Source organism: Methanimicrococcus stummii (assembly GCF_032594435.1).
Classification (GTDB): domain Archaea; phylum Halobacteriota; class Methanosarcinia; order Methanosarcinales; family Methanosarcinaceae; genus Methanimicrococcus; species Methanimicrococcus stummii.
Window position 1 is genome coordinate 1080709 of sequence record NZ_CP131062.1, and the last position, 23880, is coordinate 1104588.

General features: G+C 42.1%; 22 protein-coding genes, 1 tRNA gene and 1 rRNA gene. 8 read left to right on the forward strand and 16 right to left on the reverse strand.

Annotated elements, in window-relative coordinates; translation table 11 throughout:
• The first annotated feature begins 46 nt into the window (after window positions 1-46).
• On the forward strand, window positions 47-1174 hold the full coding sequence (locus MmiEs2_RS05320; protein ID WP_316558845.1) for a DNA cytosine methyltransferase: 1128 nt from the start codon (window positions 47-49) through the stop codon (window positions 1172-1174).
• Here MmiEs2_RS05320 and MmiEs2_RS05325 read toward each other — a convergent pair.
• The 7 genes from MmiEs2_RS05325 to MmiEs2_RS05355 all read right to left on the reverse strand — a co-directional run bounded on the left by MmiEs2_RS05325 (window position 1159) and on the right by MmiEs2_RS05355 (window position 8957).
• Window positions 1159-2139, reverse strand: a complete 981-nt coding sequence (locus MmiEs2_RS05325; protein WP_316558846.1) for an O-methyltransferase — start codon at window positions 2137-2139, stop codon at window positions 1159-1161. The genes MmiEs2_RS05320 and MmiEs2_RS05325 overlap by 16 nt on opposite strands.
• Window positions 2136-3554 (reverse strand): ATP-binding protein, encoded by a 1419-nt coding sequence (locus MmiEs2_RS05330; RefSeq protein WP_316558847.1) that lies wholly within the window; start codon window positions 3552-3554, stop codon window positions 2136-2138. The genes MmiEs2_RS05325 and MmiEs2_RS05330 overlap by 4 nt, the downstream gene beginning before the upstream one ends.
• A 35-nt stretch (window positions 3555-3589) precedes the next feature.
• Window positions 3590-5059: a 2-oxoacid:acceptor oxidoreductase family protein gene (locus tag MmiEs2_RS05335; protein WP_316558848.1), complete on the reverse strand. Its 1470-nt coding sequence runs from the start codon at window positions 5057-5059 to the stop codon at window positions 3590-3592.
• A complete protein-coding gene (locus tag MmiEs2_RS05340) occupies window positions 5059-6117 on the reverse strand; it encodes a 3-methyl-2-oxobutanoate dehydrogenase subunit VorB (RefSeq protein WP_316558849.1) in 1059 nt (352 codons plus the stop codon). Before MmiEs2_RS05340 ends, MmiEs2_RS05335 begins: the two co-directional genes overlap by 1 nt.
• 3 nt (window positions 6118-6120) lie before the next feature.
• Window positions 6121-6372, reverse strand: a complete 252-nt coding sequence (locus tag MmiEs2_RS05345) for a 4Fe-4S dicluster domain-containing protein (RefSeq protein WP_316558850.1) — start codon at window positions 6370-6372, stop codon at window positions 6121-6123.
• A 263-nt stretch (window positions 6373-6635) separates the two neighbouring features.
• Complete coding sequence (locus MmiEs2_RS05350; protein ID WP_316558851.1) at window positions 6636-8354, reverse strand: AMP-binding protein; 1719 nt, start codon at window positions 8352-8354, stop codon at window positions 6636-6638.
• 54 nt (window positions 8355-8408) lie between these two features.
• Window positions 8409-8957 (reverse strand): helix-turn-helix domain-containing protein, encoded by a 549-nt coding sequence (locus MmiEs2_RS05355; RefSeq protein ID WP_316558852.1) that lies wholly within the window; start codon window positions 8955-8957, stop codon window positions 8409-8411.
• Between the two features lie 253 nt (window positions 8958-9210).
• Between MmiEs2_RS05355 and MmiEs2_RS05360 the strand changes: the two genes are divergently transcribed.
• On the forward strand, window positions 9211-9765 hold the full coding sequence (locus MmiEs2_RS05360; protein WP_316558853.1) for a putative immunity protein: 555 nt from the start codon (window positions 9211-9213) through the stop codon (window positions 9763-9765).
• 46 nt (window positions 9766-9811) lie between these two features.
• On the opposite strand, the gene MmiEs2_RS05365 is transcribed toward MmiEs2_RS05360, so the two are convergent.
• From MmiEs2_RS05365 to MmiEs2_RS05375, 3 genes are all read right to left on the reverse strand, one after another.
• Entirely contained in the window at window positions 9812-11476 is a 1665-nt protein-coding gene (locus tag MmiEs2_RS05365; protein ID WP_316558854.1) for a hypothetical protein, read from the reverse strand.
• 354 nt (window positions 11477-11830) lie between these two features.
• Window positions 11831-12931 carry a M42 family metallopeptidase gene (locus MmiEs2_RS05370; protein WP_316558855.1) on the reverse strand — a complete coding sequence of 367 codons (1101 nt, stop codon included), beginning with the start codon at window positions 12929-12931 and terminating at the stop codon, window positions 11831-11833.
• A 130-nt stretch (window positions 12932-13061) separates the two neighbouring features.
• Window positions 13062-14360, reverse strand: coding sequence for a glutamine synthetase family protein (locus MmiEs2_RS05375; RefSeq protein WP_316558856.1), 1299 nt, complete (start codon window positions 14358-14360; stop codon window positions 13062-13064).
• Window positions 14361-14427: 67 nt separating this feature from the next.
• Between MmiEs2_RS05375 and MmiEs2_RS05380 the strand changes: the two genes are divergently transcribed.
• Window positions 14428-14550, forward strand: coding sequence for a hypothetical protein (locus MmiEs2_RS05380; protein WP_316558857.1), 123 nt, complete (start codon window positions 14428-14430; stop codon window positions 14548-14550).
• A gap of 208 nt (window positions 14551-14758) precedes the next feature.
• On the opposite strand, the gene npdG is transcribed toward MmiEs2_RS05380, so the two are convergent.
• Together npdG and MmiEs2_RS05390 are read right to left on the reverse strand one after the other, a co-directional pair.
• A complete protein-coding gene (gene npdG / locus MmiEs2_RS05385; protein WP_316558858.1) occupies window positions 14759-15484 on the reverse strand; it encodes an NADPH-dependent F420 reductase in 726 nt (241 codons plus the stop codon).
• Window positions 15485-15822: 338 nt separating this feature from the next.
• Complete coding sequence (locus tag MmiEs2_RS05390; protein WP_316558859.1) at window positions 15823-16527, reverse strand: mechanosensitive ion channel family protein; 705 nt, start codon at window positions 16525-16527, stop codon at window positions 15823-15825.
• A 436-nt stretch (window positions 16528-16963) separates the two neighbouring features.
• On the opposite strand from MmiEs2_RS05390, the gene MmiEs2_RS05395 reads away from it, so the two are divergent.
• From MmiEs2_RS05395 to MmiEs2_RS05405, 3 genes are all read left to right on the forward strand, one after another.
• Window positions 16964-18199, forward strand: a complete 1236-nt coding sequence (locus tag MmiEs2_RS05395; protein WP_316558860.1) for a hypothetical protein — start codon at window positions 16964-16966, stop codon at window positions 18197-18199.
• Between the two features lie 100 nt (window positions 18200-18299).
• Window positions 18300-18620 carry a HesB/IscA family protein gene (locus tag MmiEs2_RS05400; protein ID WP_316558861.1) on the forward strand — a complete coding sequence of 107 codons (321 nt, stop codon included), beginning with the start codon at window positions 18300-18302 and terminating at the stop codon, window positions 18618-18620.
• Between the two features lie 108 nt (window positions 18621-18728).
• A complete protein-coding gene (locus MmiEs2_RS05405) occupies window positions 18729-19085 on the forward strand; it encodes a nascent polypeptide-associated complex protein (RefSeq protein WP_316558862.1) in 357 nt (118 codons plus the stop codon).
• 260 nt (window positions 19086-19345) lie between these two features.
• Here MmiEs2_RS05405 and MmiEs2_RS05410 read toward each other — a convergent pair whose 3' ends face one another.
• On the reverse strand, window positions 19346-20116 hold the full coding sequence (locus tag MmiEs2_RS05410) for a hypothetical protein (protein ID WP_316558863.1): 771 nt from the start codon (window positions 20114-20116) through the stop codon (window positions 19346-19348).
• A gap of 322 nt (window positions 20117-20438) precedes the next feature.
• On the opposite strand from MmiEs2_RS05410, the gene MmiEs2_RS05415 reads away from it, so the two are divergent.
• Window positions 20439-21830: a right-handed parallel beta-helix repeat-containing protein gene (locus MmiEs2_RS05415; RefSeq protein WP_316558864.1), complete on the forward strand. Its 1392-nt coding sequence runs from the start codon at window positions 20439-20441 to the stop codon at window positions 21828-21830.
• 171 nt (window positions 21831-22001) lie between these two features.
• Here the strand turns inward: MmiEs2_RS05415 and MmiEs2_RS05420 are convergent.
• Window positions 22002-22073, reverse strand: a tRNA-Cys gene (locus MmiEs2_RS05420).
• 131 nt (window positions 22074-22204) lie between these two features.
• Here MmiEs2_RS05420 and MmiEs2_RS05425 point away from each other — a divergent pair.
• Window positions 22205-22846, forward strand: coding sequence for a GTP-binding protein (locus MmiEs2_RS05425; RefSeq protein ID WP_316558865.1), 642 nt, complete (start codon window positions 22205-22207; stop codon window positions 22844-22846).
• Window positions 22847-22895: 49 nt separating this feature from the next.
• Here the strand turns inward: MmiEs2_RS05425 and MmiEs2_RS05430 are convergent, their stop codons facing one another.
• Complete coding sequence (locus MmiEs2_RS05430) at window positions 22896-23171, reverse strand: DUF1292 domain-containing protein (protein WP_316558866.1); 276 nt, start codon at window positions 23169-23171, stop codon at window positions 22896-22898.
• Between the two features lie 441 nt (window positions 23172-23612).
• Window positions 23613-23734: ribosomal RNA gene (gene rrf / locus MmiEs2_RS05435) — 5S ribosomal RNA — on the reverse strand.
• Window positions 23735-23880 lie beyond the last annotated feature (146 nt).

Consider the following 23880-nt stretch of genomic DNA (forward strand, 5'->3'; position numbering starts at 1 on the left):
GATCCCATATGTTTTACTCATTAACTACAACAAAATGAGGAATGTGATGAACTCAAAGAAACCAACTGTAATAGATTTATTTGCCGGAGCAGGAGGATTAAGTTTGGGTGCAGCCCGTGCAGGATTTGATGTAGCTTATGCCGTGGATTTTGATAAAAGGGCTTTAGAAACACATGAAAAAAATTTCCCGAAATCAAAACATTTCCAACTAAATTTGGAAACAGTGAATCCTGCAGAATTTTTACACATTTGCGGACTTAAAGAAAATTCTAATATTACAGGAGTAATTGGTGGACCACCTTGTCAAGGATTTAGTGCGATCGGACACGGTTGTGTAAATGATAATAGAAATAGTTTGTTTATACGTTTTTTTCAATTAGTTAAGGAAATTAATCCTGCCTTTTTTGTGGCTGAAAACGTAACAGGAATTATGCAATCAAAATATGATTCAATACGCAGCAACGCATTCAAAGAAGTAGAAAATTATACTATACTTCCACCTCTAAAGATTAAAGCAAATGAATATGGAGCACCTACTTCCCGTACAAGAATTTTTTTTATTGGGTATGATCCGGAAAGAATGCAACTAAATGAAAATGATATTATCAATGCAAAAATGCCACATAATAAAATAAATGTAAAAAATGCTTTACAGGGATTACCCGTTGATATTAGTAAATGTCAAAATGGGAAAGGAGTAATTGATTCTAAATATATAAAAAACTCTGAAGAATTATCTTATTTCCATAGAAGAGCTCAAGGATTAATTCCGAAAGGAATAGGACATCGAGAAACGATCAAGGACTACAAAAAAGGAGTTGTAACAGGCTGCTTTCCCACAGCCCACTCCACTAAGATCAAACAGAGATATAAACAACTGGAATTCGGTAAAATGGATCCAATATCAAAATCAACAAAATTGGACCCAACCGGACTTTGCCCAACATTAAGAGCAGGAACAGGGCCAGAAAAAGGAAGTTATCAAGCTGTTCGGCCAATCCATTACAAAATTCCAAGAGTAATCACCCCAAGAGAAGCTGCACGATTACAAGGATTTCCGGATTGGTTCATATTCCAGCCCACAATATGGCATAGTTTTAGGCAAATCGGGAATAGTGTATCCCCGATTGTTGCTGAAAGGTTACTATCGGTAATTTATCATAAACTGACATGATGGAAATTTGGATATTGTTTATAGAACTGTAGGTAGCTTTGAACTTTTTCATCATCGTTATCAAAGAAATGAAAAAAATTATCAACAATCTGCTGTTTTGTTGTTCCGGAGTCAGGGAATAATTGATTAATATGCAACATTTCTTTTGTTGTTAATGAAGGTACTTTTATTAAAATCGGTTCATTCCACCTAAATGAAACGAAATCTGATTTATTTAAACACGATTTGACATTTGTTTCATCTTCATTATCATCCAAAATTATTCCTGTCAAAGTAACCATCTGGTGAGGGCCATCATTGTATATAGTTGAAAAAATAGGACAAAAATACTTTTTTTTTATTTCAGTTTGTTTAAGTGTATCCTGCGCAGCTTTTTCTAAACATCGCAATAATAATAATGGATAATTCGTTAATGTAATATCATCAGATTTAACATCCGTTGGTAAAAAACGACCAATTCTATCAGATAATTTTTTGAACCGTTTATCTTTTATATCCTCATCAGAATCATCATCATTTTTCTCACCTAATGTTTTTGGATTAGCATTCAGTGTTATTCGCAAAATATCATGTCTTCCCATTAAACTGAGAAATCCACAAAAATCAGATAGTTGCATTGACAAATTTCGAGGGGAAGTAAAATCCAACCAAACTATTAGTGGGTCGTCAAATGAAGAGCTATTGATAAAATTCTGACTAGATGTATTTAAAATATTTACACATTCGTACGGTTTATTAAATAAAGCTCGTTCATAAATTGTAGAATCGTTTTCTAATGAATACATAGTGCATATGTCGAGTTGATTATGTATTAATTTAAAATCTTCGAAGAGAAAAGATCCAAATCCAACATAAGAATAATTTACAATATCCAATTCAAGTTTTAATTGCTGCAAAACTTGAACAAAAAGATGACGATCAATATATTTATTGGGTCTTAAATGATAAAATGGTTGAGAACTCATTTTTTTGTCCCCCGAGCAATTTCCAATACTTTATCAAAGCTTTTTTCCCCAACAGTTGAGGGTTTTGCTTCATCAGACAATTCATTATAGAAATATCTTTTTAAAATGTCAATTTCATCTACAGGTTTTGTATATCTAATATTTATGTATTTTTTTTCATTTGGCGGTTCGGGTAACTTTGGTTTAAATAGTACCCCAGGAGTTGTTCGTGTTTTAGATAATTTTATACCATATGTATCTTGGATTTTACTACTATTATCCAATATTTTTGTATAAGGCAAAGATTCTGCATTTTTCGAATATTGTTTTTCTTGTTGTAGCCTACCTTTCCATGAATTCGTATATCCTATAAAAAGGCGTAAACCTTCCATCATTCGATCTTTAACATCAGAATAAATAGGAGATGATAAATCAATTCCCCTTTTTGTGGTAGTCATAGGCAAATTTGCAGGGTTGTTACTTTCAAAAATTACAAACCCTTTAATCCCTATAAATTGCGTATGATATCGAGGAATGCCTGCAACCCCCCACCCAGTCAAATGGCTTTTATCATTGTATAAAACTACACGATCATTGCAAATTATAGTATATCCGGCATCACCCGAAGAACGTTTAGATTCATTTTCATCATCGATTTCTTCATCTGAAATAAGAGGTGCATAAAATCCAATAATTACTTTTACAAAAACATCCCCATATTCACATTGATAAATATACGGTTTAAATTCGTTATCTTTTGAGACTAATAACTGTGTTGGTAAAGCATCTATTTCTAATCCATTAATAGTTATATGAAACCCTTTTTCAATAATTAAGCTGTAACATGCTTTAATATCTGCCCTTAAATGATCTACAAAATTATTTAATTCAGATTCAGAATCCCATTGAATTTTAATCCCTTCATTTAAGTCAGTAATAGAAATATGAGTTCCTTCAAGATCCATTTCTGTTTCAGAAAGATCAGATATTGGAAAAGACCATTCATTTTTATCAGCCCAATTTTTTTCAATGTCGACCCGATAAACTTTTTCATTATGTTTTGTAATAACGTTAGCAGTTTTCCCGATTTTGAAAATAGCTCTTTTCATCCCAATTCCATAGATACCTACAGTAGCGGATCCAGTATTAGTTGTAGAAGTACTCCCCATTCTAAAAGCATTTTCTTCTGCAATTTTGCGAGGAATACCCCCACAATTATCTTTAATTGAAAAAGAAGTTGAAGTAATTACAATATGTGCTTCATATCCCGAATAATATTGTAAATCATCGCGTTTGTTTTCAGACCCTTTAATCCGGACAACCCCATCCAAACAATTATCCAATAAATCTAAAATCGCATCATTCAATTCAATGTCGCGTGTCAACATACTTATAAAAAATTCTTTTGTAGGAGAACCGTCTGCAACTGAAACCATATTATCATCCAACTTTTAATTAAATTAATAAAAATTTACAAATTCTCCTTCGCCCACTCAAATCCTGCCTTCAAAACAGCAAGATTCATATCAATCAACTTAGGCTTCTCGGCAAAAGATTCCGCAATCGCTTTTCCAAACTCTTTTTCAGTCAGTCCTGCCAAGTCCAAAGCCAAAATGACTCCCAACATAGCAGTGTTAGCAGCTTTTGCAGAACCGCCTTTCGTCGCGATTTCAACCGCAGGAACGCAAATTGCATTCACGCCGGCAGGCGCCGTATAGCCTTCAATCGAAGAATCATAAATCAGCCAACCGCCTTGTTTGACATCATTTTCGAATTTTTCAAGAGACGGTCTGTTCAAAGCAACCAAAATGTCGGGCGTGTAAACAATCGGCGATCCGATCGGGTTTGCCGACAAAACAACGGAACAGTTGGATGTGCCGCCGCGCTGTTCGGGACCGTAAGACGGATACCAGGAAACATTTTTGCCGCCGGAAATGCCGGCTTCCGCGAGGATAATGCCCATTGAAAGAACGCCTTGACCGCCGAAACCGGCGATTTTAACCAAACAATCTTTGAAATCCGGATCGGGGTTTGCGGTTTCCGCGCTTTCGCTGACATCGAAAATCGCATCAAGGGTTTTCTTTGAGAAATCGCTGTCGGGACGAATCACGGACGCGGTTTCTTCGATTCTGTCTCTGAAATTGCCGAGCGGGAATTCTTTTTCCATCTGCTCGTTGATGAAATCAATCGAACCTTGCGCGTCCTGTTTCAAGTTGTTCGGACAGCCCGACAAGATTTCAACGAAAGCGTAACCTTTGCCGTCGCGCTGAATTTCAAGCGCTTTTTTAATGGCCACTTTTGCTTTTCGAATATGTTTCATGTCGGAGACTGAAACACGCTCAATGAAAACAGGCGCGGTCAAATTGCTCAAAATTTCACACATATGCAGGGGATAGCCCGCGTAATTCGGGTCGCGGCCGTCCTGACAGGTCACGGTTTTTTCGCCGACCAAAGTCGTCGGCGCCATCTGGCCGCCGGTCATGCCGTAAACCGTGTTGTTGACGAAAAAGACAGCCATCTTTTCGCCGCGGTTCGCGGCTTGGATTGTTTCGTTCAGGCCGATGGACGCCAAATCGCCGTCACCCTGATAGGAAATGACAACAGCGTTGTCTTGGGCGCGGGAAATTCCTGTTCCGACTGCCGGCGCGCGGCCGTGAGCGGTTTGGACATTTCCGAAATCAAAGTAGTAGTACGCGAAAACAGCGCAGCCGACCGGACTGATCAAGACGCTGCGGTTTTGAATTTCAAGATCGTCGATTGCTTCGCCGATGAGTTTATGAATCACACCGTGGCCGCAGCCGGGGCAGTAATGCGTTGCTGTCGGCGCAGCGCCGCCTTTTCTGAAATAAACATCATTCATGCTGTCGGGTTTCTTAAACACTTTTTCTTCCGTGTTTTTAGAAGCGCAGGCGCATTTTTTAGGAACCATATCCAACATCATCACACCTCTTTTTCCGCGACTTCGCGAATCTTTTCCATCACTTTGCCGATCTCGATAATGTTTCCGCCGAGACGGCTGACGAGCTCAACCGGGCGCTTGCAGCGAATCGCAAGCATTAAATCGTCACGCATTTGTCCCGCGCTCATTTCAACCGCAATGAAAGTGCAGTCGCGCTCGGCAATTTTTTGAAGCGCCTTTTCAGGGAACGGGAAAAGCGTAATCAACCGGAACAAACCGACTTTTAAGCCTTCTTTTCGAGCTTCATCAACCGCGCTCTTAGAAATGCGACTGCTGATGCCGTAAGAAACCAAAATGATTTCCGCGTCATCCGTCATATATTCTTCAAAAAACGGCTCTTTCTCGGCGATTTCCTGATACTTTTTCTGAAGCTTGAGGTTGAATTCTTCCTGCTGCGCAAAATCCAAAAAGATCGAAGAAACCAGATTCTCTTTCGTGTCTGCCGTTCCGCAAACCGCCCAAGATGTGTCAATTTCGGGATTGACCGCGACTTCGGGGAAAACGACAGGCTCCATCATCTGACCCAAAACACCATCGGACAAAACAATGACAGGATTTCTGTATTTGAAAGCCAATTCAAATCCTTTGTACGTCAAATCGCACATTTCCTGAACGGAATTCGGCGCGAGAACGATATTTCTGAAATTGCCGTGACCGCCGCCTTTAACGGCCTGGTTGTAGTCCGCCTGCTCGGGACCGATGTTGCCGAGACCCGGGCCTGCGCGCTGAACGTCGACGATGACTGCGGGAAGTTCCGCGCCGGCCAAGTAGGAAATGCCTTCCTGCTTCAAACTCATGCCGGGGCCGGAAGATGCCGTCAAAACACGGTGACCGGTTGCGGCGGCGCCGTAAACCATATTGATTGCGGACTCTTCGGATTCCGCCTGAACGAATTTGCGCCCGGCTTTCGGGAAGTAGTGAGACGCTTCATGCAAAATTTCACTGGCGGGCGTAATCGGGTAACCGAAATAACAATCGCAGCCGGCATACATTGCGCCGACGATGACCGCCGTATTTCCTTTAATTAATTGAGCTGTCATAATTTAAGCCTCCGTTTTCGTTTTCTTCGGAACGTGAACTTCAATCGCGTTCGGCTCGGGGCACATGTAATAGCAGTTGCCGCAGCCGCTGCAGCCTTCGCCTTTGTAAACCACATAAGTGTAGCCGCGTTCGTTCAAAACCGTTCCCATCTCCAAAACCTTTCTCGGGCAATCCAAAATGCAGCGGCCGCAGGCCTTGCATTCCAGCGCGTGAATAACCGGATAAGGAGACTGTTTTTCTTGTGCTTCAGACATTCATCCACCTCTCTTAAAAATAACTCAAAAAGAATTCAAATTCTTCATTTTAACACTATTGGAAGAAATAACTGTATTTATAATTAATGAAAATGAGAGACAAGGATTGTCATTCAAATGACAAATCAAAACGACCGCAAACAATGGAAAATAAAAAAGAAGAGAATGAAAAGAAGAAAATGAAAAACCGAATCGCAGCATTTCAATTCTTTATTGAAAAACGGCACCATTCGCGCGCGGCGGCACGCGAAAAAAGATTGAAATCAATCTTCTTTCACATGCTCGTCTTCATTGCGAATCTCAACGCGGCGAATCTTTCCGCTGATTGTTTTCGGGAGTTCGTCAACGAACTCAATAATGCGCGGATATTTGTAAGGCGCCGTAATCTTTTTCGTGTGATTCTGAAGCTCTTTTTTAAGCTCGTCAGACGCTTTAATTTTGTATTCTTTGGTCAAAATGATAGTTGCTTTGACAACTTGTCCGCGAACGGGATCGGGAACGCCGGTAATTGCGCATTCCAACACGGCCGGGTGCTGAATGAGCGCGCTTTCGACTTCGAACGGACCGATTTTGTAGCCGGAACTCTTGATAATGTCATCGGTTCTGCCGACAAACCAATAATAGCCGTCTTCGTCTTTCCAGGCGGTGTCGCCCGTGTGATAATAACCGTCGTGCCAGGAATTTTCGGTTTTTTCGTCATCGAACTTGTAGCCCGAAAAGAATCCCGGCGGCAGCGCCGAAATGTTTGCAGATCCCGGATTTTCGGAAACCGCAACAACGATTTCACCTTCTTCACCGACATCGCATTCATTGCCCTCGCGGTTAATAATTTTAATATCATAACACGGCGCGGGTTTTCCCATGGAACCCGGTTTGGGAGTCATCCAGGGGAAAGTCGCGATACAAACGATGAGTTCCGTCTGCCCGTAGCCTTCCATTAACTGCATGCCGGTAAATTCTTTGAATTTTTCATAAACTTCCGGATTAAGCGGCTCACCCGCGACAACGCAGTACTGGAGCGTGCTGAAATTGTATTTGGATAAATCTTCTTTGATGAAGAAACGATAAGTCGTCGGCGGCGCGCAGAATGTTGTGACGCCGTATTGCGCGATTTTTTCCATCATGTTGCCGGCATCGAATCGGTCGTAATCGTAAATGAAAACCGACGTGCCCCAAATCCATTGGCCGTAAATTTTGCCCCAGACACATTTTGCCCAGCCGCTGTCAGCCATCGTGTAATGCAAACCGTCATCGGAAACATTTTGCCAGTAGCCGGCCGTGATAATGTGTCCGAGCGGATACGAAAAATTGTGGCAAACCATTTTCGGAAAACCGGTTGTTCCGGATGAGAAATAATAAAGCATGTCATCGGTGTTTTTGGCGGCATCATCGCCGGTCGGACGAACAAAATCGGCGGAGGATTCTGCCAATTCAGCTTCAAAATCAAGCCAGCCGACAGCACCTTCGGAATTGCCGCCGACATTGAATTTCAAAAAGTCGGTTTTTCCCATGCTTTGAAGCGCCGCATCAAAAATCAAGTCGAGACCGCCTTCTTTGATTCCGACGACACCGATTGCGCCGGACTTTTCAAGGCGGTAAACGATGTCTCTTTCTTTGAGCATGTGCGTTGCGGGAACGGCGACCGCGCCGATTTTGTGAAGCGCGGGCAGGCAAATCCAAAACGTATAATGGCTTTTCAGTGTCAAAATGACAGCAGATCCTTTTTGGATGCCATGTTTTTTGAAAAGATTGGCAGCTTTATCGGTTTCGGTTTTCAGCGCGCCGAACGTCATGATTTTTTCGTTGCCGGAATCGTCGCACCAGACAAATGCGACTTTTTTCGGATCGACTTCAGCATAGCGGTCAATCACATCAAAAGCGAAATTAAAATTTTCCGGAATATCGATTTTGAAGTTTTTCTTAAAATCTTCGTAGGATTCAAAATCGGTTTTCGGAACAAAATGATGGATAAGATTCGTCATAAATAACTCTCAATAATTAGGATAAATGTTGTAAACGATACAAATAGACACGGCTTACATTATAATTGCCAAAAACTTAGCCGGCTTGCCGTCAAGCGCTTTCATCGCGTGCAGATAGTTGGAATCAAAGTAAATCGAGTCGCCCGGATTTAAAATGACTTCGTTTCCGTGAATGTAAAGCTTTAAACTGCCTTCTAAAATGTAGTTAAATTCCTGTCCGGGGTGAGAATGAAGCGTCGGCTCTTCTTCTTTGGGTTCGGCGACAACAACGAACGGTTCAACCTTTTTGCCGATAAATTTCTCCGCGAGCGCCTGATACTTGTATTGACTGCGGCGCTCAACAGACACGCCTTTCCCGTCGCGCGTCACTGTAAACACATTCATGCGCGGCGCTTCACCGGTTAAAAGAAGGGACATGTCAACTTTGAAATAATTCGCGATTTCCAAAAGCATGCTGGCCGGAATGTCAACTTCCGCGTTTTCGTATTTTAAATAAGTTTCAACCGAAATATCCAAATCGGAAGAAATCTCATCGGGCGCAATGTCGGAAACTTCGCGAAGTTCCTTAATGCGATTTGCAATTTCAATAATTTTTTCCTGCATAATAAGCACCGAATTTTTTAATGAAAAAGATAACCAAAAGTGACATAAAAAATAATCGGTAAAATGAAAAAAAGATGAAAAATGATTTGATTAATCATTAAAGAAGAAAAACGGCCCCGGATTGATGATGAAACTAAATCAACAAACCGGGAACGGTTTTCTTTTTTTGAAAAACTTGTGCGGCTCGCGCGCGGCGCAGCGGCGGCTGCAAGCGGCGTAAACCTCAAATGGCAGCAAAATGTGAAAGATTGTTATGGATTGGATTGAAGAAGTCAAGGAAAAGATTTCAAGAAAAAATCAAATATTGTTCGCAAAAGACAGCGAATACTTGCAAGAGCTGACACAGCTCATAGAAAAGCAGAATCGGCGAGCAGTTGTTTTGTGGGCGTTTGAATTTGCGGAAGACGCGGTTCAAAAATTAAGTGAACGCTATCCGAATGAAAACAGGCCGAGTTTATCGCTGACACACTCTAAAGAGTGGGCGGCAGGCCGCATAAAAATGCCTGAGGCGAAGCAAGCCATATTGGGCGTGCATGCGTTTGCCAAAGAAATTGAATCGCCGGAAGACATCGCGCTTTGCCATGCCGTCGGACAGGCGTGCGGCACGGTGCATACGAAAAGACACGCGCCGGGATTTCCGATATACGAATTAACCGCACTTGTTCGGCATTACGGGATTGACGATTGCAAAGAGCCTGTTGAAAAACGAATGGCGCAATACATTGACCGGATTTTGTATTGGGAAGAAAACGAACCGGAATACGACGGGCTGTGGGCCGGTTTTATGTTAAAAGAAAATTCAAAATAAAGAAAAAAATTAAACGAATAAATAAAAAAGAAAAGAAGAAAAACCGTTAATAACGCGGTCTTTCCTGTTTTAAATAATTAATCGGCGCGTATGCCGGGAATCCGCGGCGTTCCAATTCATCAAGCGCCAGTCTTCTGTGTTCTTCAAAAGAAAGCGTGAATGAGGAAATGGTTGTTCCCGACGGATCGTTTTGAAGAATTTCCAAATCTTTTTTGCGGGAAATCAAATGCAGGATGTTGCTTGTCGCGGGTGTGTTCGCCGAACGCAGGCGGTTGATTGCGGCCGCTGTTTCTTTGTGAAGAATTGTCGGCTGGTTTTCGCCGCTTTCGTATGTGTAGGAAAAGCCGATGGCTTTGATGAACGAATTCAAAACGGGAATGTCAAAGGCGACCAGTTCTGAAATTCCGGAAAGCATTTCTTCGGCGTATTGCGGCGTGTAGCCGATGCCGTAGGTTTCGAAAATGCGTTTAAAAGACCATTCGATAACATCGGAAAGTTCCTCGGGGGCGAGAAGCGCCATGACTTCGGTCGGCGTTTCAAGCTCGTTTTGCGTGCAGTAATCGCGCATTTTTTTGGCGAGCACGCCTGTCAAAGCATCGTCGGCGCAGTTGGTTTTCATCATTTCGGCAATGACGGGAAACGCGGCATAGCCGGCGCGGTCAAAAAGGAGTGCGTCGTTTGATGTGTAAACGCCGAGAAGTTCTCTGCAAACGCGCGGCCCTTCTTCTTTCATGAAGCCGATGCATTTGAAAGCGCGGGCGATTTCCTGCGTCGTTCCGTTTTGAGCGTAATGAATGATGAGCGGGCGAACGTTCTTTTCGATTCTGCCGAAAAACTTCATGCCGCGCTCTTCCGTGAGAGCCGAATCGGAATTGACGAGAATCATCCAGACCAAATCCATTTGATCGGGGCGAAGCGTTTCTTTTTTCTCCAAGACTTCGAGGATGTGAACGCGCGCGGATTCGTCGGCCAAAATGGCTTTTTGAAGGAGCGCGTAGACGGCGGAATTGTCTTCGGCGAGCGGAACGGAGACGCGGATGGCGCGTTTTTGAACTTGGGAACTGAAATCCATCAAATACTGATTCAATTTTTCAAGATTCGGTAAAAGTCTGCCGCGCATTTGTAAAATGGACTCTGCTGCGGCGTCGCCAAGCGGATACAGGTCAAGCATGTCGTAAAGCGCATCGGAGACGGGAGACAAATCGCCGTCGACTTGCGGAATCAAAAGCAAGGCTTCTTCGGCGAATCCGGATTCGCGGTTTAAGAAGGAGGCGAGAACCGGAAGAATAGAAGGCGGTAAATGGATTTTATCAAAGAATGGAACGACTTTTTTCTTGGTTTCGACATCAGCGTCCTGAAGAGTTGTTTCAAGGAGGGGATAGCTGTTGATAACAACGGCGGCCGGGAGTTCGCTGAAAGAAAAGTCGATGTTTTCGGGTGCTTGGATAAGCGTTTCGACAAACGGCGTGCACAATTCGGCCGGCAAATCGGCTTCGCACAAAAGCGTGTAAAGATGTTCGGCAACGGCGGCGTGCTTTTTGGAACGCGCGGCTTGCGGAACAATCGTTTGGAATTTTTCGACCATGAACGGCAGCATTTCCGCGCCGCCTTCTTGTAAAAATTCAATGCCTTTTTCCACTTTCACTTCTTTGTCCGAGCCGAGCGCCTCAACGGCTTTCTGCGGCGTCATTTCGGAATTAAATAACCCCATTCTTGTTCCTCCAAATATAAATTTTAGAATATGAGAAGAAAAGGCAGTCAAAAATTAAAAGATTTTGGAAAGCTCAAACCCAGAGATTCAAAAATAAAAAAACGAGGCATATTTGAAAAAATGAATGAAAATGGCGAATGCGTTTGAAAATGATAATAAAAATGGTGCGGCTCGCGCGCGGCAGCGGCTGTCGGTGGCGGCGACAGCAACACAACCTGATTAGCGCGCGCCCACGTTCGCGAAGCGAACGGCTGTTCAAAGAAGCAGATACATGCGGAAACGGCACCTGATCGCAAATGGAAAAATTAATGGAAAAGAATAAACGATTTTTTGTTAAAAAAATGAATGCCGAAATCATTCATTCTTTTTTGTAAAATACTTGTGCGCTCTTTCGATTGCCGCGACAACCAACTGAACGCTGTTTTCGATGTCGGCCAAATCAATCACTTCAACAGGGGAATGAATGTATCTTGTCGCGATTTGAACAGTGCCGGTCGGAATGCCTTCTTTCGTTAAATGAATCGCGGACGCGTCTGTCGTTCCGCCTTCGCCGACGCCGAGCTGAACGTCGACTTCGATTTTTTCGGCAGATTCGCGCAGCCATTTTACCACTTGCGGGTGCGCGATTAAACCGCGACCGGAAGCGTCTGAAATCGCAACAATCGGGCCTTTGCCGATTTCAAGCGGTGAATCCAATTTTGTAATTCCCGGATGGTCGCCCGGAACAGTCGTGTCAAGCGCGAGCGCGACATCCGCGTTGGACGCGTAAGCGGCCGTTTTGGCGCCTTTGAGACCGACTTCCTCCTGAACGGTGCCGACTGCGTAAACAGTCGCTTTAATGTCTTTTCCCTTCAGGCGGCGCATCACTTCAACCATGAGCGCGACACCGGCGCGATTGTCAAAACATTTGCCGGTCACACGATTGTTGGCAAGTTTCGCGAAACTGCGGTCGGTTGTGATGTAAGTACCCGGCTCAATCCCGAGATTTTTGACATCTTCGGCATTCTTCGCGCCGACATCAATAAACATATCTTTGTGTTTGACCGGAGATTTCGCGTCTTCGGGCGTCATCACGTGCGGCGGCTTGGATCCGATGACACCGTAAATGTCGCCTTTGCTGCCGTGAACAATTACGCGCTGGTTGAGAAGCGTTTGATCAAACCAGCCGCCGAATTTCGCAAAACGCAAAAAGCCGTTTTCATCGATGTATTTGACCATCAGGCCAATTTCGTCCATGTGCGCCGCCAGCATAATTGTCGGTCCGTTTGGAGAACTGCCTTTTCGGACAGCGATTAAACTGCCGAGCGCATCGAATTTAATTTCATCCGCGCACCCTTTTAAATCCTCTTTTAAAAGGCGGCCGATTTCATCTTCGTTTCCGGAAACACCGTGCGCGTTTGAATACTTTTCAAGAAGAGACGCGATCGCGTCAAAAGATTCGGAATCATTTGTCAAATAAATCACTTCGTTTTCTTTTTTAGAATTTTAAATTAAAAATTAAAGATTAAAAAATAAAATTGAATAATTGAAATTCATTGAATAAATTCAAAATGAATTAAAAATCAATAATTAAAAAAGGAGCCGATTAAAGATATTTTTCGAGCTCCCAAGCATGAACGCAGCCAATGTAATTGCTCCACTCAATCGTTCCGGTTTGGAAAACGGATGTTGAAATGGATTCGCCAAGCGCGTCTTTGATGTGATCGTCGCTGTTAAAAGCAAGAAGCGCCTCACGCAGCGTGTTCGGAAGCGCGCCTGCCGAAAGCGCCTGCTTTTCGGAATCGGAATAATCATGCGTTTCAAAATTGACCGCGGCAATCGGGGTTAAATTTTCATCCATGCCGGAAATGCCGGCGGCGAGAAGCGCAAGCAATGAAAGATACGGATTGCAGGACGAATCGGCGTTCTGGACTTCGATTTTGGTTGCGCGCCCACGTGAAGACGGCAAGCGGATCAGCGAATTGCGGTCAACGGCGGACCAAGTAACATAATAGGGCGCCTTTCCTTTTTGAACAATTCTTTTGTAAGAGTTGACGGTCGGATTCGTAACGGCGCAAATCGCGCGGATGTGTTTGAAAATTCCGGCAATAAATCCGCGTGCTTTATCGGAAATCATCATATCCTGATCAGGATGATAAAATTCATTGAATTCTTCTTTCATCAACGTAAAACCGAATGTGACAGCCAGTCCTTCCAAAGATGTCGCCGGCTTCGGCATGAACGAAGCGTGCAGATTGTGACGGCGCGCGACGTCGCTGACGATGTATTTGGCGGTCATCATGTTATCGGCGATTCGAAGAACGCTGCCTTCTTTGAAAACCATTGAAATCGGACCGCCGACATATGTTTGGCGAAGAGAAACGACATCAATATCGGCGTTGTTAAAAACGGATAAAATGTCGCGCTTGACATTTTCCATTTTTAAAACCGTTTCGGGACAAAGGGAAAGCGGCGCATCGCCTTTAAAATCAGCGTCAAACAAATAAAAACTGAGAGACGACGAAACGGAAAAGGTGTAGCCGGACTGGTAAATTTTGCGGATGAACAATTTCAAATTGCTGCGGACACAACCGTCAAAAGCCTGGCCGTCCAAAAACGTTAATTCACAAATGACGCGCCCGTATTTTTGTTTCGCGCCGGCATCCAAAATGGAAAATGTTCTCGGGTCGGGCTTTAACATCAAATCCGCGCCTGTCGGCCTGAAAGTTCCGCCGACGGAATTGTCAAACGGAAGTCCTTTTGAAAAAGCGTTTTCGAGAAGCGCAGACGGAACATCAATTTCCTTAAAAATGCCGTCAGCATCGGAAAAATGAAACTTGACAAAATCAATCCCTTCTTCTTCGACAGCCTCAAGGATTTCTGAAATCGTTGTAAATTGAGCCATAATCAACACTCGTTAAAATTAATCATTAAATGAATTAAAAGTATAAACCTGTTACAAGTATAAAATTTTGCACCATAAAAGTCCGGAATTGTGTCCTGCGTTTGCGCTTGCGTCTGCCGTCGGCCGCACCGCCGCCGCGCGCGAGCTGCCGCATATTTCAAAAATGAAAATAAAACCGAGAATCGGATAACAAATTAATGAAATAAAAAGGAAAGCAAAAATAAAAAAATGAAAAATAAAAACAAACGTGTAAAAACTAAAGCATAAAAATAAAACCGTTTTGGAATCGTTTTTAAGTCGTTTTCCGTTTTTGTTTTTAATTTTTCGTTTTGTTTTGAATGATATTTAATTAATTTAAAAATTAAAATTGAATGTTTTTCAACATTCAAACCTCTCAATTAAACAAATTTAATGCCTGCGTGGCGCAGTTCTTTATTCATTTTCGCGACGTTGAGCAAAAGCGGCGTAATCGGCTCGGTCAGCGCGGCGGCCTCAAGCGGGCCGACATCGACGGGGTTTAAGCCGGGAATGTCGCGGACAAGCTGCATGATAACGTCTTTGGTTTGCTTGTTATTGCCGCAAACGGCAATGTCCAAGTCCATGTCTTTGTCAAAGTCTTCCAAACGCTTCGCAGAAACATTGTGAAACGATGCCACCAAATCAATTCCCGACGGAAGAAGCGCTTGAATTTCTTTTGCGGCGCTGCCGGATTTCGGGGGCGCGTAGCAGAAGTAATCCGCATTGTATTCTTCGGGGTCGACTTCGATTTTGACCGGTTCTGTTCCCATGTTCAGGTAGCAACGGTCTTTAATCATCGGAACGACAACGGATAAAACGGTTTGGCAGTTGCAAAGAACCGGTTTAATGTGTTCCATAACGGTCGGAATCTGGTCATAGCGAATTGCAATAACGACAATATCCGCAACCTCGGCTGCCGCTTTGTTTTCGTCGCCCGTGATTTTCGACGGCATTGATCTTTCATTCAAGAAAGCAGTGTACTCAGCCGCTGCTTCCTGTGCTCTCTCCTTTTCCCTCGAGCCGACAATAACATCGTGGATTTGTCCCCAGCGGAGCGCAAATCCTTTGCCGATATTACCGGTTCCTCCTAAAATTGCAATCTTCATGATTTATCACCAACATTTATCATCTATAAATGTTACCAATTCCAAATTTAAAATTCAGATATATATAAATCATTCGGACGGAACAAAACGAGAAAACACATCAAAACCGCAGCAAAAGAAAGAGAAAATGAAAAAGAGACGATAAAACGAAAAAATGAAACAATAAATAAAACTGAAAAGAAATGAAAAAAACGAAAAGAAAATTGAATCAAGAAAAACAGTTAAATAATCTTTGATTCAACTGTTTCATTTCAAACATTTTTCAATTCTGTTTTTCAAATTTTTCAGCTTTTTTAATTTTAAGTTTTTTAATTTAGAATTGTTTTACGATTTTTGAATCATTTTTCATCAAATTCGCGAAGCAATTCTTCTTTGACAGTTGTTGCCATCAAGCCGACATCTTCCGTTCCGGCCCAAGCGCGAATCTGTAAATCGACTGTTGCATCCGTCAAATTCGAAATGTAAATCTTCGGTTCAGGATTTTGAAGAACGTCAGGGTTCTTTTTCAAAACGTCCATGACCGTACGAATTGTGCTGTCTGCGTCGCCGAGCAGCTTAAACGCCATCGTCAATTCAAAGCGGCGCGTCGGCAAGTGAGACATGTTGATAATCGCGCTGTTCCAAACCATTTTGTTCGGAAGCATAATATAAACGTTATCGGGCGTAATCAATTCGGTGGACATCAAGCCGACGTCTTTGACGTAGCCGGTTTGACCGGAAACCGTGATGTAATCGTCTTTCTTAAAAGGCTCCAAAACGGCAACCCAGATGCCTGCGCCCAAGTTTGTCAAAGTGTCCTGCATACCAAAACCCAAGATTAAACCGATGACAGCGGAAAGTCCGAGAATGATTGAGCCGACCGTGATGCCGAGCGCCGAGAAGAACGCCAGCAAAACCGCCACGTACAAAAGCGCCGTGATTAACTGAACCAAAAAGCTTGCCGCCAATTCCGGAATTTTTGTACGGTTCAAAAGCCGTTTAAAGATGCTGACTAAAACGCGAGCGACAATGAACGCCACGATCAGGATAATAATTGCAAACAAAAGATCGGAAACCTGCCATTCCGTATAAGGAATCACGGTTTCTAAAATATCATTAATAGCGATATGAACCCCTCCAAGGATAATTTACAGCCGATTCCGAGAACCAGCGAAATGAATAAAATTACCAACGATTGATGCGGATTTTCCGCAAAAACGAGGATAACTTAAGTAAAGGAAATATTTTTTTAAAAAATATATAAGTTTCTAAGAGTTTATTTTTCAACGATTGATATGACAAAGTAAACAAAGAGTATATGAAAACGGTTTTTGCATATACCAGAATAGTTGAATAAAATATCAAATGATTTAGCCGAAGCGGATATGACTGAATGTATTTATAATAAAATGTGTTTACTACATATTATTTCATTTAAATTCACATTTATTTGACACAATTCACATAAATTATTCCATTAAAAATTCAGAGATTAGAAATATGAAACAGGAACTGACGCGGCTTCTTTTGGAAATGTTTAAGTCTTACGGATACGAAACGAGCGAAGGCACTTTTTGCGATATCGTCGGCAAGCGCCAAGATTATGAAATTTGGGTCAAATGCGATATTGACGGCAATTTGAACACGCTTGAAAGATTTACGCAGCAGGCGAACGGAAAAAACAGCCTTTACATCACGACCAAGAAAATTAAAGGCGGCGAAGAAACCGTTCAGAAATATGCGGAAGACACCGGCGTTATGATTTGGGACAGAGACGCGCTCGCGCGTTATGTCGGCGCGTTTATGGTTGCGAATTTAAGCCGCGAAACTTTGGAAAGCGTTGTCGGCAACTACTGTTTGGAATCTCTTTTGGATCAAAAAAAAAACTTTGACCCTGTAAGCGCTTTTGCAAATTCCAAAAACCCGGCCAGCGGCACAATGCCTGAATTTTATGAAAAAACGCAGCCGGAAAATCTCGCGCCGCTTGAAAATTATGATTTCGGCAGCATTTTTGAAGCGCCCGAAGAATCAGAAGACTATACGGCCGCCATATTCGGCGCGGCGGTCGACGCTTCGCGCGGCAGAGAAACGGAATACATTGAAGCGCCGAGACCTTTGCCGCAATCTTATGACATTCCCGAGCCTGAGCCCGAAAGATTCCACGCCGACAAAAAGGAAACGCTCGGCATTCGCGCGTCTGCCATCAACATGCCGATTGAGCGTGCGGCCGCTGCCGGAAAATCATCATTCGGCGAAGTCAAAGATGTTGTGTTAAAGTTCGTTCCGTATTGGAAATACACTTACACCTTAAATATTGACAGAAAAATCGGCAGCGATCATGTTAAAATGGCGGCATCGGGCGAAGGATTGTACAACGCAGTCAACGGAATCGAAGACGACATTGAACTTGGCGACATCGGCACGCAAACCGAAATTCCGGACATTGAATATGTCATGAAGCAGCCGAAAATACCCAAAGAAGAAGTTCAAAAAATGATTTTGGAGAAATTGAAGCGCAAACATACGCAGGAAGTCAAATCCAACGACATGGACGCGCAATCCATCATTTATCAGAACAAAACTTTCCGTCCGCAGGACAAGGATTTTGAAATCAAAATCTCGCAAGTTTTCGCGTCCGTTTGGGAAGTTCAGGGCAAAAAAGAATGTTTGGAAATCAACGCTTACAACGGACAGCCGCTTTCGAATCCGGCGGATGACGGCGCGGAATTCGTATAAAATGTTTGAAAACTGCAAAAGGATTTATATTTGATTTATCGCTATGTTCTGTATTGAATAATCGTTCAATATAAAATTAAAAAACAAAAGGAGAAAAAACATGGTAACAATTACAGATGCAGCCGTTGCTGCTTTAAATGATGTTTTGGAAGAACAAAACAAAAAGGATCACTACCTCCGCGTCTTTATCGCAGGCATCGGATGCGGCGGCCCGTCTTTCGGTTTAGCTTTGGAAGACAATGTCGGCGAAGCGGACATCACGACCGAAATCGGCGCAACGAAAGTCATTTACGATGCGGAACTTGAAAAAACCGTTGAAAATTTGGTCATCGACTACATTGACAACGAAATGGGAACAGGCTTCGTCATCGAAGACCCGACAGCCGAGCCCTGCGGCGGCGGATGCGCAGGCTGCCACTAATCCGGCCGGCAACAGCACAGTCAGCACGAAACACAGCATCGCTGTCGTATCGTGCTTTTTTTTATTTTCATGAATTCAAATTAGAACAATAAATCCAGGTGAAGAATTATGTTTCCGGGAATGGGCGGCGGACGCGGCGGAATGAATCCGAAAAAAATGCAAGGAATGATGAAGCAACTCGGCATTGAAATGAGTGAAATCGACAATGCGGAACAAGTCATTATTAAAACAACCGACGGCGATATCATTATTGACAATCCGTCAATTTCAATTATGCGTGCGCAAGGCGTTGACACTTATCAAATCAACGGCGATGTCAAAACCGCGCCGAAAGAATTAGTGATTCCGGACGAAGATGTTCGTTTGGTTTGCGAGCAAACCGGCGTCTCAGAAGAAGCCGCCAAAAAAGCACTCGAAGAAAATAACGGCGATTTGGCTGAAGCGATTTTAGCGCTTTCCAACTAACAATTTTTATTTTTTCAAATAATGAATAAGAATTTGATTTTTATCCCGCAAAATCGGAATAAATTCAAAAAAAAGGCTCGGCAAATTGCCGAGCCGTATTAATTTATTTGATTAATTTTAATTTGACTAATCTTAATTTGATTAATTTTAATTTGACTATTTTTAATTTGATCAATCTTAGTTTGACTAACTTTAATTTGACTAAATCTTATTTGATTGATTTAAATTTAATTTTATTTCAATATCAAGCAAAATCAAAGTTAAACTTTAACGAAATCTCCTGCCGGGAAACCGATTGCGAAACTGTCGTTAATCGAATCAAACGTCAATACGCCGTCTTTGAGGGACCCGTAAGACACGTCTTCTTTTCCGAGGTAATTGTTCCGGCGGTCATAGGTTTTCATATTCAAGATCAACAGATTATCGTATTCGATTCTCCAAGTTCCGTCGTGGCTTTGACCATTGACGGTTTGAACAAATGTATGATTGCTTGAAAAGACCAGCTCGCAATTCGATCCTTGATGATCCCAGGTGCCGACAATCATTCCGTCGTTAATGGCTGCAATTGTTCCCGAAGAAACACTTTGATTTGAAACGCCTTCAGGCAAAAACTCGCCGGAGGGGAATCCGGAATCAAAATCTTCATTGATTGACGTGAATGTTAAAACATTGTTGCTGACGGTCCCGAAAGAAACATCGTCTTCTCCGAGGTATTCACCGGAAATGTTTTCGCTGAAATCCCAAGTTTCCATGGTCAAAATCAACATGTTGCTGTTTTCAATCCGCCAAGTTCCGTTATAATAACTGTTGTTGAAAATGCGCACAAATGTGTGATCGCTTAAGAAAACCAATTTACAGCCGGTCGATGGCTGAACCCATGAACCGACGATTGTCTCGTCGTTGATGAGAGTTTTGTTAATGACAGCTAAACTGCCTTCGCCTTCCCCTCCGACATCTTCCGTTCCGAGACAGCCCGAAAATGCCAAAGCAGCAAACACCAAAACGAATAGTAAACCCATTTTAAAATTCATATTTTCCCTTCCGATATTGTGATGAAAATTTTGAAGCCAATCCCCTTTTTAAAAAATGAATTGTTGATGAAAAATTCATTCCAATTAAAACCGATTATAAAAATAATTGATCGGAATCTCCTCAATTTGAAAAGATTAAAAGACAGATTTGCCCAAAACCGAAATGAAATTGAATTTGTTTCTATTTAAATCAATTTAGATTTTTATAAAAACGTGAAGATATTCAAAGGAAATTTTTGACAGGAGAGTTTGATATAGCTATGACATATTAGTAGTGAATGATTATAACATTATTTCAGTTGTAATCGAAGAAGGCAATAAAATGTTTAAAAAGTTGACATTAAAATTGGTTTTATTCACACTCACAATGGTATTGGCATTCGGAACATCACTTGCGGCCGCAGATGAAATTACAATCAGCGGTGAAGCAGATTTTGCGGATTGGACGCCTGCAATCGGAGATGTCGTTCATTTGACTTCCGACGGAGCCGGCGGACTGCTGAAATCAGTCCTCGTCTCTGTTGAAAGCGATTCAACAATCATCCTCTCAGGTGAAATTTACGCCGCCGATCAGTATCTCATATCGAATCAAAAAACAAACATCACCGTCACAAACGAAACGGGTGTTGCGCCCGAAGTCCGGCTGACCGGCAAAAGTGACGGTTTTAAAATTCAAGCCGATCAAACAACGATCAAAAACATAACTTTAAACGGAACAGGAGTCGCAGATTACGGATTCCGCGTTCAAGCCGTGAACGGAACGGTTTTTGAAAACGTTGCCGCGACAAATATGAACAAAACGGCATTTGACATCAGCAGAAACACAAATGCCGTTTATACAAACATTACCGCATTCAATAACGGCGGTTTCGGAATTACGATGACGCAAGGAGAAAGCGTAACGGTTTCCGGAACGACGCAAAACAATGCTTGGGGCGGCTTAAACGTCAATAACAAGCAGCAGAACGATGCTTCAGACATCAGCACGACAGGAATTGATGTGTCCGGCGTTGCTTCGGAAGAAACGATGCCGATTGTTTTGGAACAATACAGTGCGGTAACCCCGGAAAACGATGTTTCCCAAATCACACCGCCGGCAGGCGTTGACTTGGCTGCGAGCTCAATTGTCGTCTCCAATGAAAACGGAATTGACGGCGGTGTCATCACATCCAGATTCATATTGCTGAACCCCGAGAACACGCCTGATGAAAACGGGCAGATTTTGGCCGGCATTTTGAAAAGCGCGGTTGAAGGAAATGTCATTGAAGTTCCGACCGGATCTTACAATATCGGCGATACCGAAGTTCCGGCAAGCATCACCCTTGAAGGCGATGGTGTCAGATTGATCGGATCATTGACACGCGGAATCGATGTCGTCATTGAAACCGACGGAGACATTACAACCGGCGATGGAAAGACGAGCAGCAGCGGCGGAAGCGGAACAGGTTCTGCCAGAGTTGTTGAGCCGACAAATGAGAACACGAATGCGAATGCAAGCGCAAACTCAAATGCAACCGAGACGAAAGATAATTCGTCTGCAAGTTCGGCCCAAAATACCGCAAATGATAATCAAACAAATAACGAAAATGAAAAACAAAACTCTGCCGACACAAGAGATACAAGAACTCTGTGGGTTAATTTGAGCGTTATCACCGCATTTGTCGTATTGATCAGCGGAACAGCATATTATTTCGTTGAAAAGAACAAACGATGAAATCAGAAAACGCAAATTAACAGAAATAAATAATAAAATTAAAACAGCAAACATTAGAATAACAAAAAATAAAATGACAAATAAAAAACAACAATAAAAACGGAATAACAGAAAAACACAAAGCAATAAAAAACGGAAGAGTTATCTCTTCCGTTTATTTTTAAAAACGAAAGCCAACGTCCGGATTTGAACCGAAGTAGATTCGCTCTGCAGGCGAACGCATAGCCGCTCTGCCACGTTGGCAATTGATTAAAAGAATCTCCGTTGGGAGAGATTCATAAATGATTTTTTAATATTTAAAAGAAACGGAGAGATTTTAATCAATCGAAGATATTAATGAAATTATAACGAATTGACAACTTTCAGGCAAAAGAATGACACATTCAAACGAGCAAAATGAAAACATGACGATAATCGTTATTGTCGGCGGCTTTTTAGGAAGCGGCAAAACGACTTTAATTAAAACGCTTGCCAAACATTATGCAGCTTCCGGAAAAACGGCTGCTTATTTTACAAATGAGATCGGTGAAGAAATCATTGACGGCGATTTAATCGGATATGACCTGGATACGAAAGAAATAACGGCTGCTTGTGTGACATGCAATTTAAAAGAAGTTATGTCAGCCGCAATTGAGCAATTGATTGAAAAAGCTCATCCGGATGTTTTATTTATCGAGCCGAAGGAAACGGTTTCGCCGTTGGTTGTTAAAGACGAACTGGAAAGAATATCATTGAAAAGCAGATCGGAAGAATATCAATTTGCGCCGCTTTTGACTTTGATTCATTGCGCTCAATTTTTTAGAAATATAAAAGAAAAAAAGAAAATGTCGTTCGATCAAATTATTGTTTCAGAAGTTGTTGTTTTAAATCAAATTGATTTGGTGAATGATAAGGAATTGAATTTAATTGAAGAAAGCATCCGGCAAATAAATCCGAATGCTGCAATAATAAAAAATTCAATTCTGAATGAAAACGGAATAAATGAAATCATAAAATTGATTGATGAAACGAATTGAAAAATGAATTAAAAATGTTAAAATAATTGAGTTGATTGATAAAAATCAATCATTCATCACCGAGAAGTTCATCTAAAACATCAGCTGCTTTTTGGAATTCTTCTTCGTCTTCGATGTCAATTAATTCAATATCGTCTTCGTGTTCTTTAAATCCGTAGATCAAAATGTCTTCGGATTCGTCTTGTTTTAATAATGCAATGTATTCTTTGCCGTTGGCTTCAAATGTTCCGATAATTTCACATTCGACAGCTGTGTCGTCTTCAAATTCAATTGTGACGGTGTTTGATTCCCCACAGCAACAGTCGGGACCGTGTTCGTGTTCCATAAATAAACCTCCTTTTAAAAGCATTAATGAAAAGTGCTTATGACCACTACATACCGCCTGAACATAAATAATCTTCTGAATCGGGAAAAACGAAAAGTTGAAAAATGATTGTTCATTTTTCCAATTTTAAAAAAACGTCCCTCGATTCCCCAAATTTTTTGAAAAACGATTGACCCACTTTTCCAACATTTTTGAAAAAATGATGCGGCTCGCGCGCGGCGGCGGCAGCCGGCGCAAAACGCAAACCTGACACCAACGGCAAAACGCAAACCTGACGCCAACGGCAAAACGCAAACCTGACGCCAAGTACAAAACGCAAACCTGATGCCAACGGCAAACAAAAATAAAACAAAATTAAAAGAAATCATAAAATAATAAAAACCAAAGCTTCCGCTTTTCACTTCAAAAAACAATTACAAAATAAGAATGATAAAGAAAGACTCATGGCAGCGATCCAAGCTTCCCGAAGGCTCGCACACTTCAGTACAACAGGGAACGCTGGCGGGCTTATCTTCTGTGTTCGGTATGGGTACAGGAGTCGCCCCGCCGCTATGGCCGCCAAAAGACTTTCTCTATAGCGTGAGATATGAAACGGATAATTGATATTTAATGTTTTTCCTGAAAAGAAAAACATGACTGCCATGTAATGATTGAAAAACAAACAATGCAAATCAAATGAATTCAAACAATTCATAAATTGCATTTGCTC

What these genes read in the sequence shown, in the direction of transcription:
- MmiEs2_RS05415 (WP_316558864.1), top strand. Translation starts at nt 20,439, where the DNA reads ATGTTTAAAAAGTTGACATTAAAATTGGTTTTATTCACACTCACAATG.
- npdG (WP_316558858.1), bottom strand. Translation starts at nt 15,484, where the DNA reads ATGAAGATTGCAATTTTAGGAGGAACCGGTAATATCGGCAAAGGATTT.
- MmiEs2_RS05430 (WP_316558866.1), bottom strand. Translation starts at nt 23,171, where the DNA reads ATGGAACACGAACACGGTCCCGACTGTTGCTGTGGGGAATCAAACACC.
- MmiEs2_RS05360 (WP_316558853.1), top strand. Translation starts at nt 9,211, where the DNA reads ATGGATTGGATTGAAGAAGTCAAGGAAAAGATTTCAAGAAAAAATCAA.
- MmiEs2_RS05365 (WP_316558854.1), bottom strand. Translation starts at nt 11,476, where the DNA reads ATGGGGTTATTTAATTCCGAAATGACGCCGCAGAAAGCCGTTGAGGCG.
- MmiEs2_RS05395 (WP_316558860.1), top strand. Translation starts at nt 16,964, where the DNA reads ATGAAACAGGAACTGACGCGGCTTCTTTTGGAAATGTTTAAGTCTTAC.
- MmiEs2_RS05345 (WP_316558850.1), bottom strand. Translation starts at nt 6,372, where the DNA reads ATGTCTGAAGCACAAGAAAAACAGTCTCCTTATCCGGTTATTCACGCG.
- MmiEs2_RS05335 (WP_316558848.1), bottom strand. Translation starts at nt 5,059, where the DNA reads ATGATGTTGGATATGGTTCCTAAAAAATGCGCCTGCGCTTCTAAAAAC.
- MmiEs2_RS05355 (WP_316558852.1), bottom strand. Translation starts at nt 8,957, where the DNA reads ATGCAGGAAAAAATTATTGAAATTGCAAATCGCATTAAGGAACTTCGC.
- MmiEs2_RS05330 (WP_316558847.1), bottom strand. Translation starts at nt 3,554, where the DNA reads ATGGTTTCAGTTGCAGACGGTTCTCCTACAAAAGAATTTTTTATAAGT.
- MmiEs2_RS05375 (WP_316558856.1), bottom strand. Translation starts at nt 14,360, where the DNA reads ATGGCTCAATTTACAACGATTTCAGAAATCCTTGAGGCTGTCGAAGAA.
- MmiEs2_RS05410 (WP_316558863.1), bottom strand. Translation starts at nt 20,116, where the DNA reads ATGAATTTTAAAATGGGTTTACTATTCGTTTTGGTGTTTGCTGCTTTG.
- MmiEs2_RS05320 (WP_316558845.1), top strand. Translation starts at nt 47, where the DNA reads ATGAACTCAAAGAAACCAACTGTAATAGATTTATTTGCCGGAGCAGGA.
- MmiEs2_RS05350 (WP_316558851.1), bottom strand. Translation starts at nt 8,354, where the DNA reads ATGACGAATCTTATCCATCATTTTGTTCCGAAAACCGATTTTGAATCC.
- MmiEs2_RS05405 (WP_316558862.1), top strand. Translation starts at nt 18,729, where the DNA reads ATGTTTCCGGGAATGGGCGGCGGACGCGGCGGAATGAATCCGAAAAAA.
- MmiEs2_RS05400 (WP_316558861.1), top strand. Translation starts at nt 18,300, where the DNA reads ATGGTAACAATTACAGATGCAGCCGTTGCTGCTTTAAATGATGTTTTG.
- MmiEs2_RS05325 (WP_316558846.1), bottom strand. Translation starts at nt 2,139, where the DNA reads ATGAGTTCTCAACCATTTTATCATTTAAGACCCAATAAATATATTGAT.
- MmiEs2_RS05340 (WP_316558849.1), bottom strand. Translation starts at nt 6,117, where the DNA reads ATGACAGCTCAATTAATTAAAGGAAATACGGCGGTCATCGTCGGCGCA.
- MmiEs2_RS05425 (WP_316558865.1), top strand. Translation starts at nt 22,205, where the DNA reads ATGACACATTCAAACGAGCAAAATGAAAACATGACGATAATCGTTATT.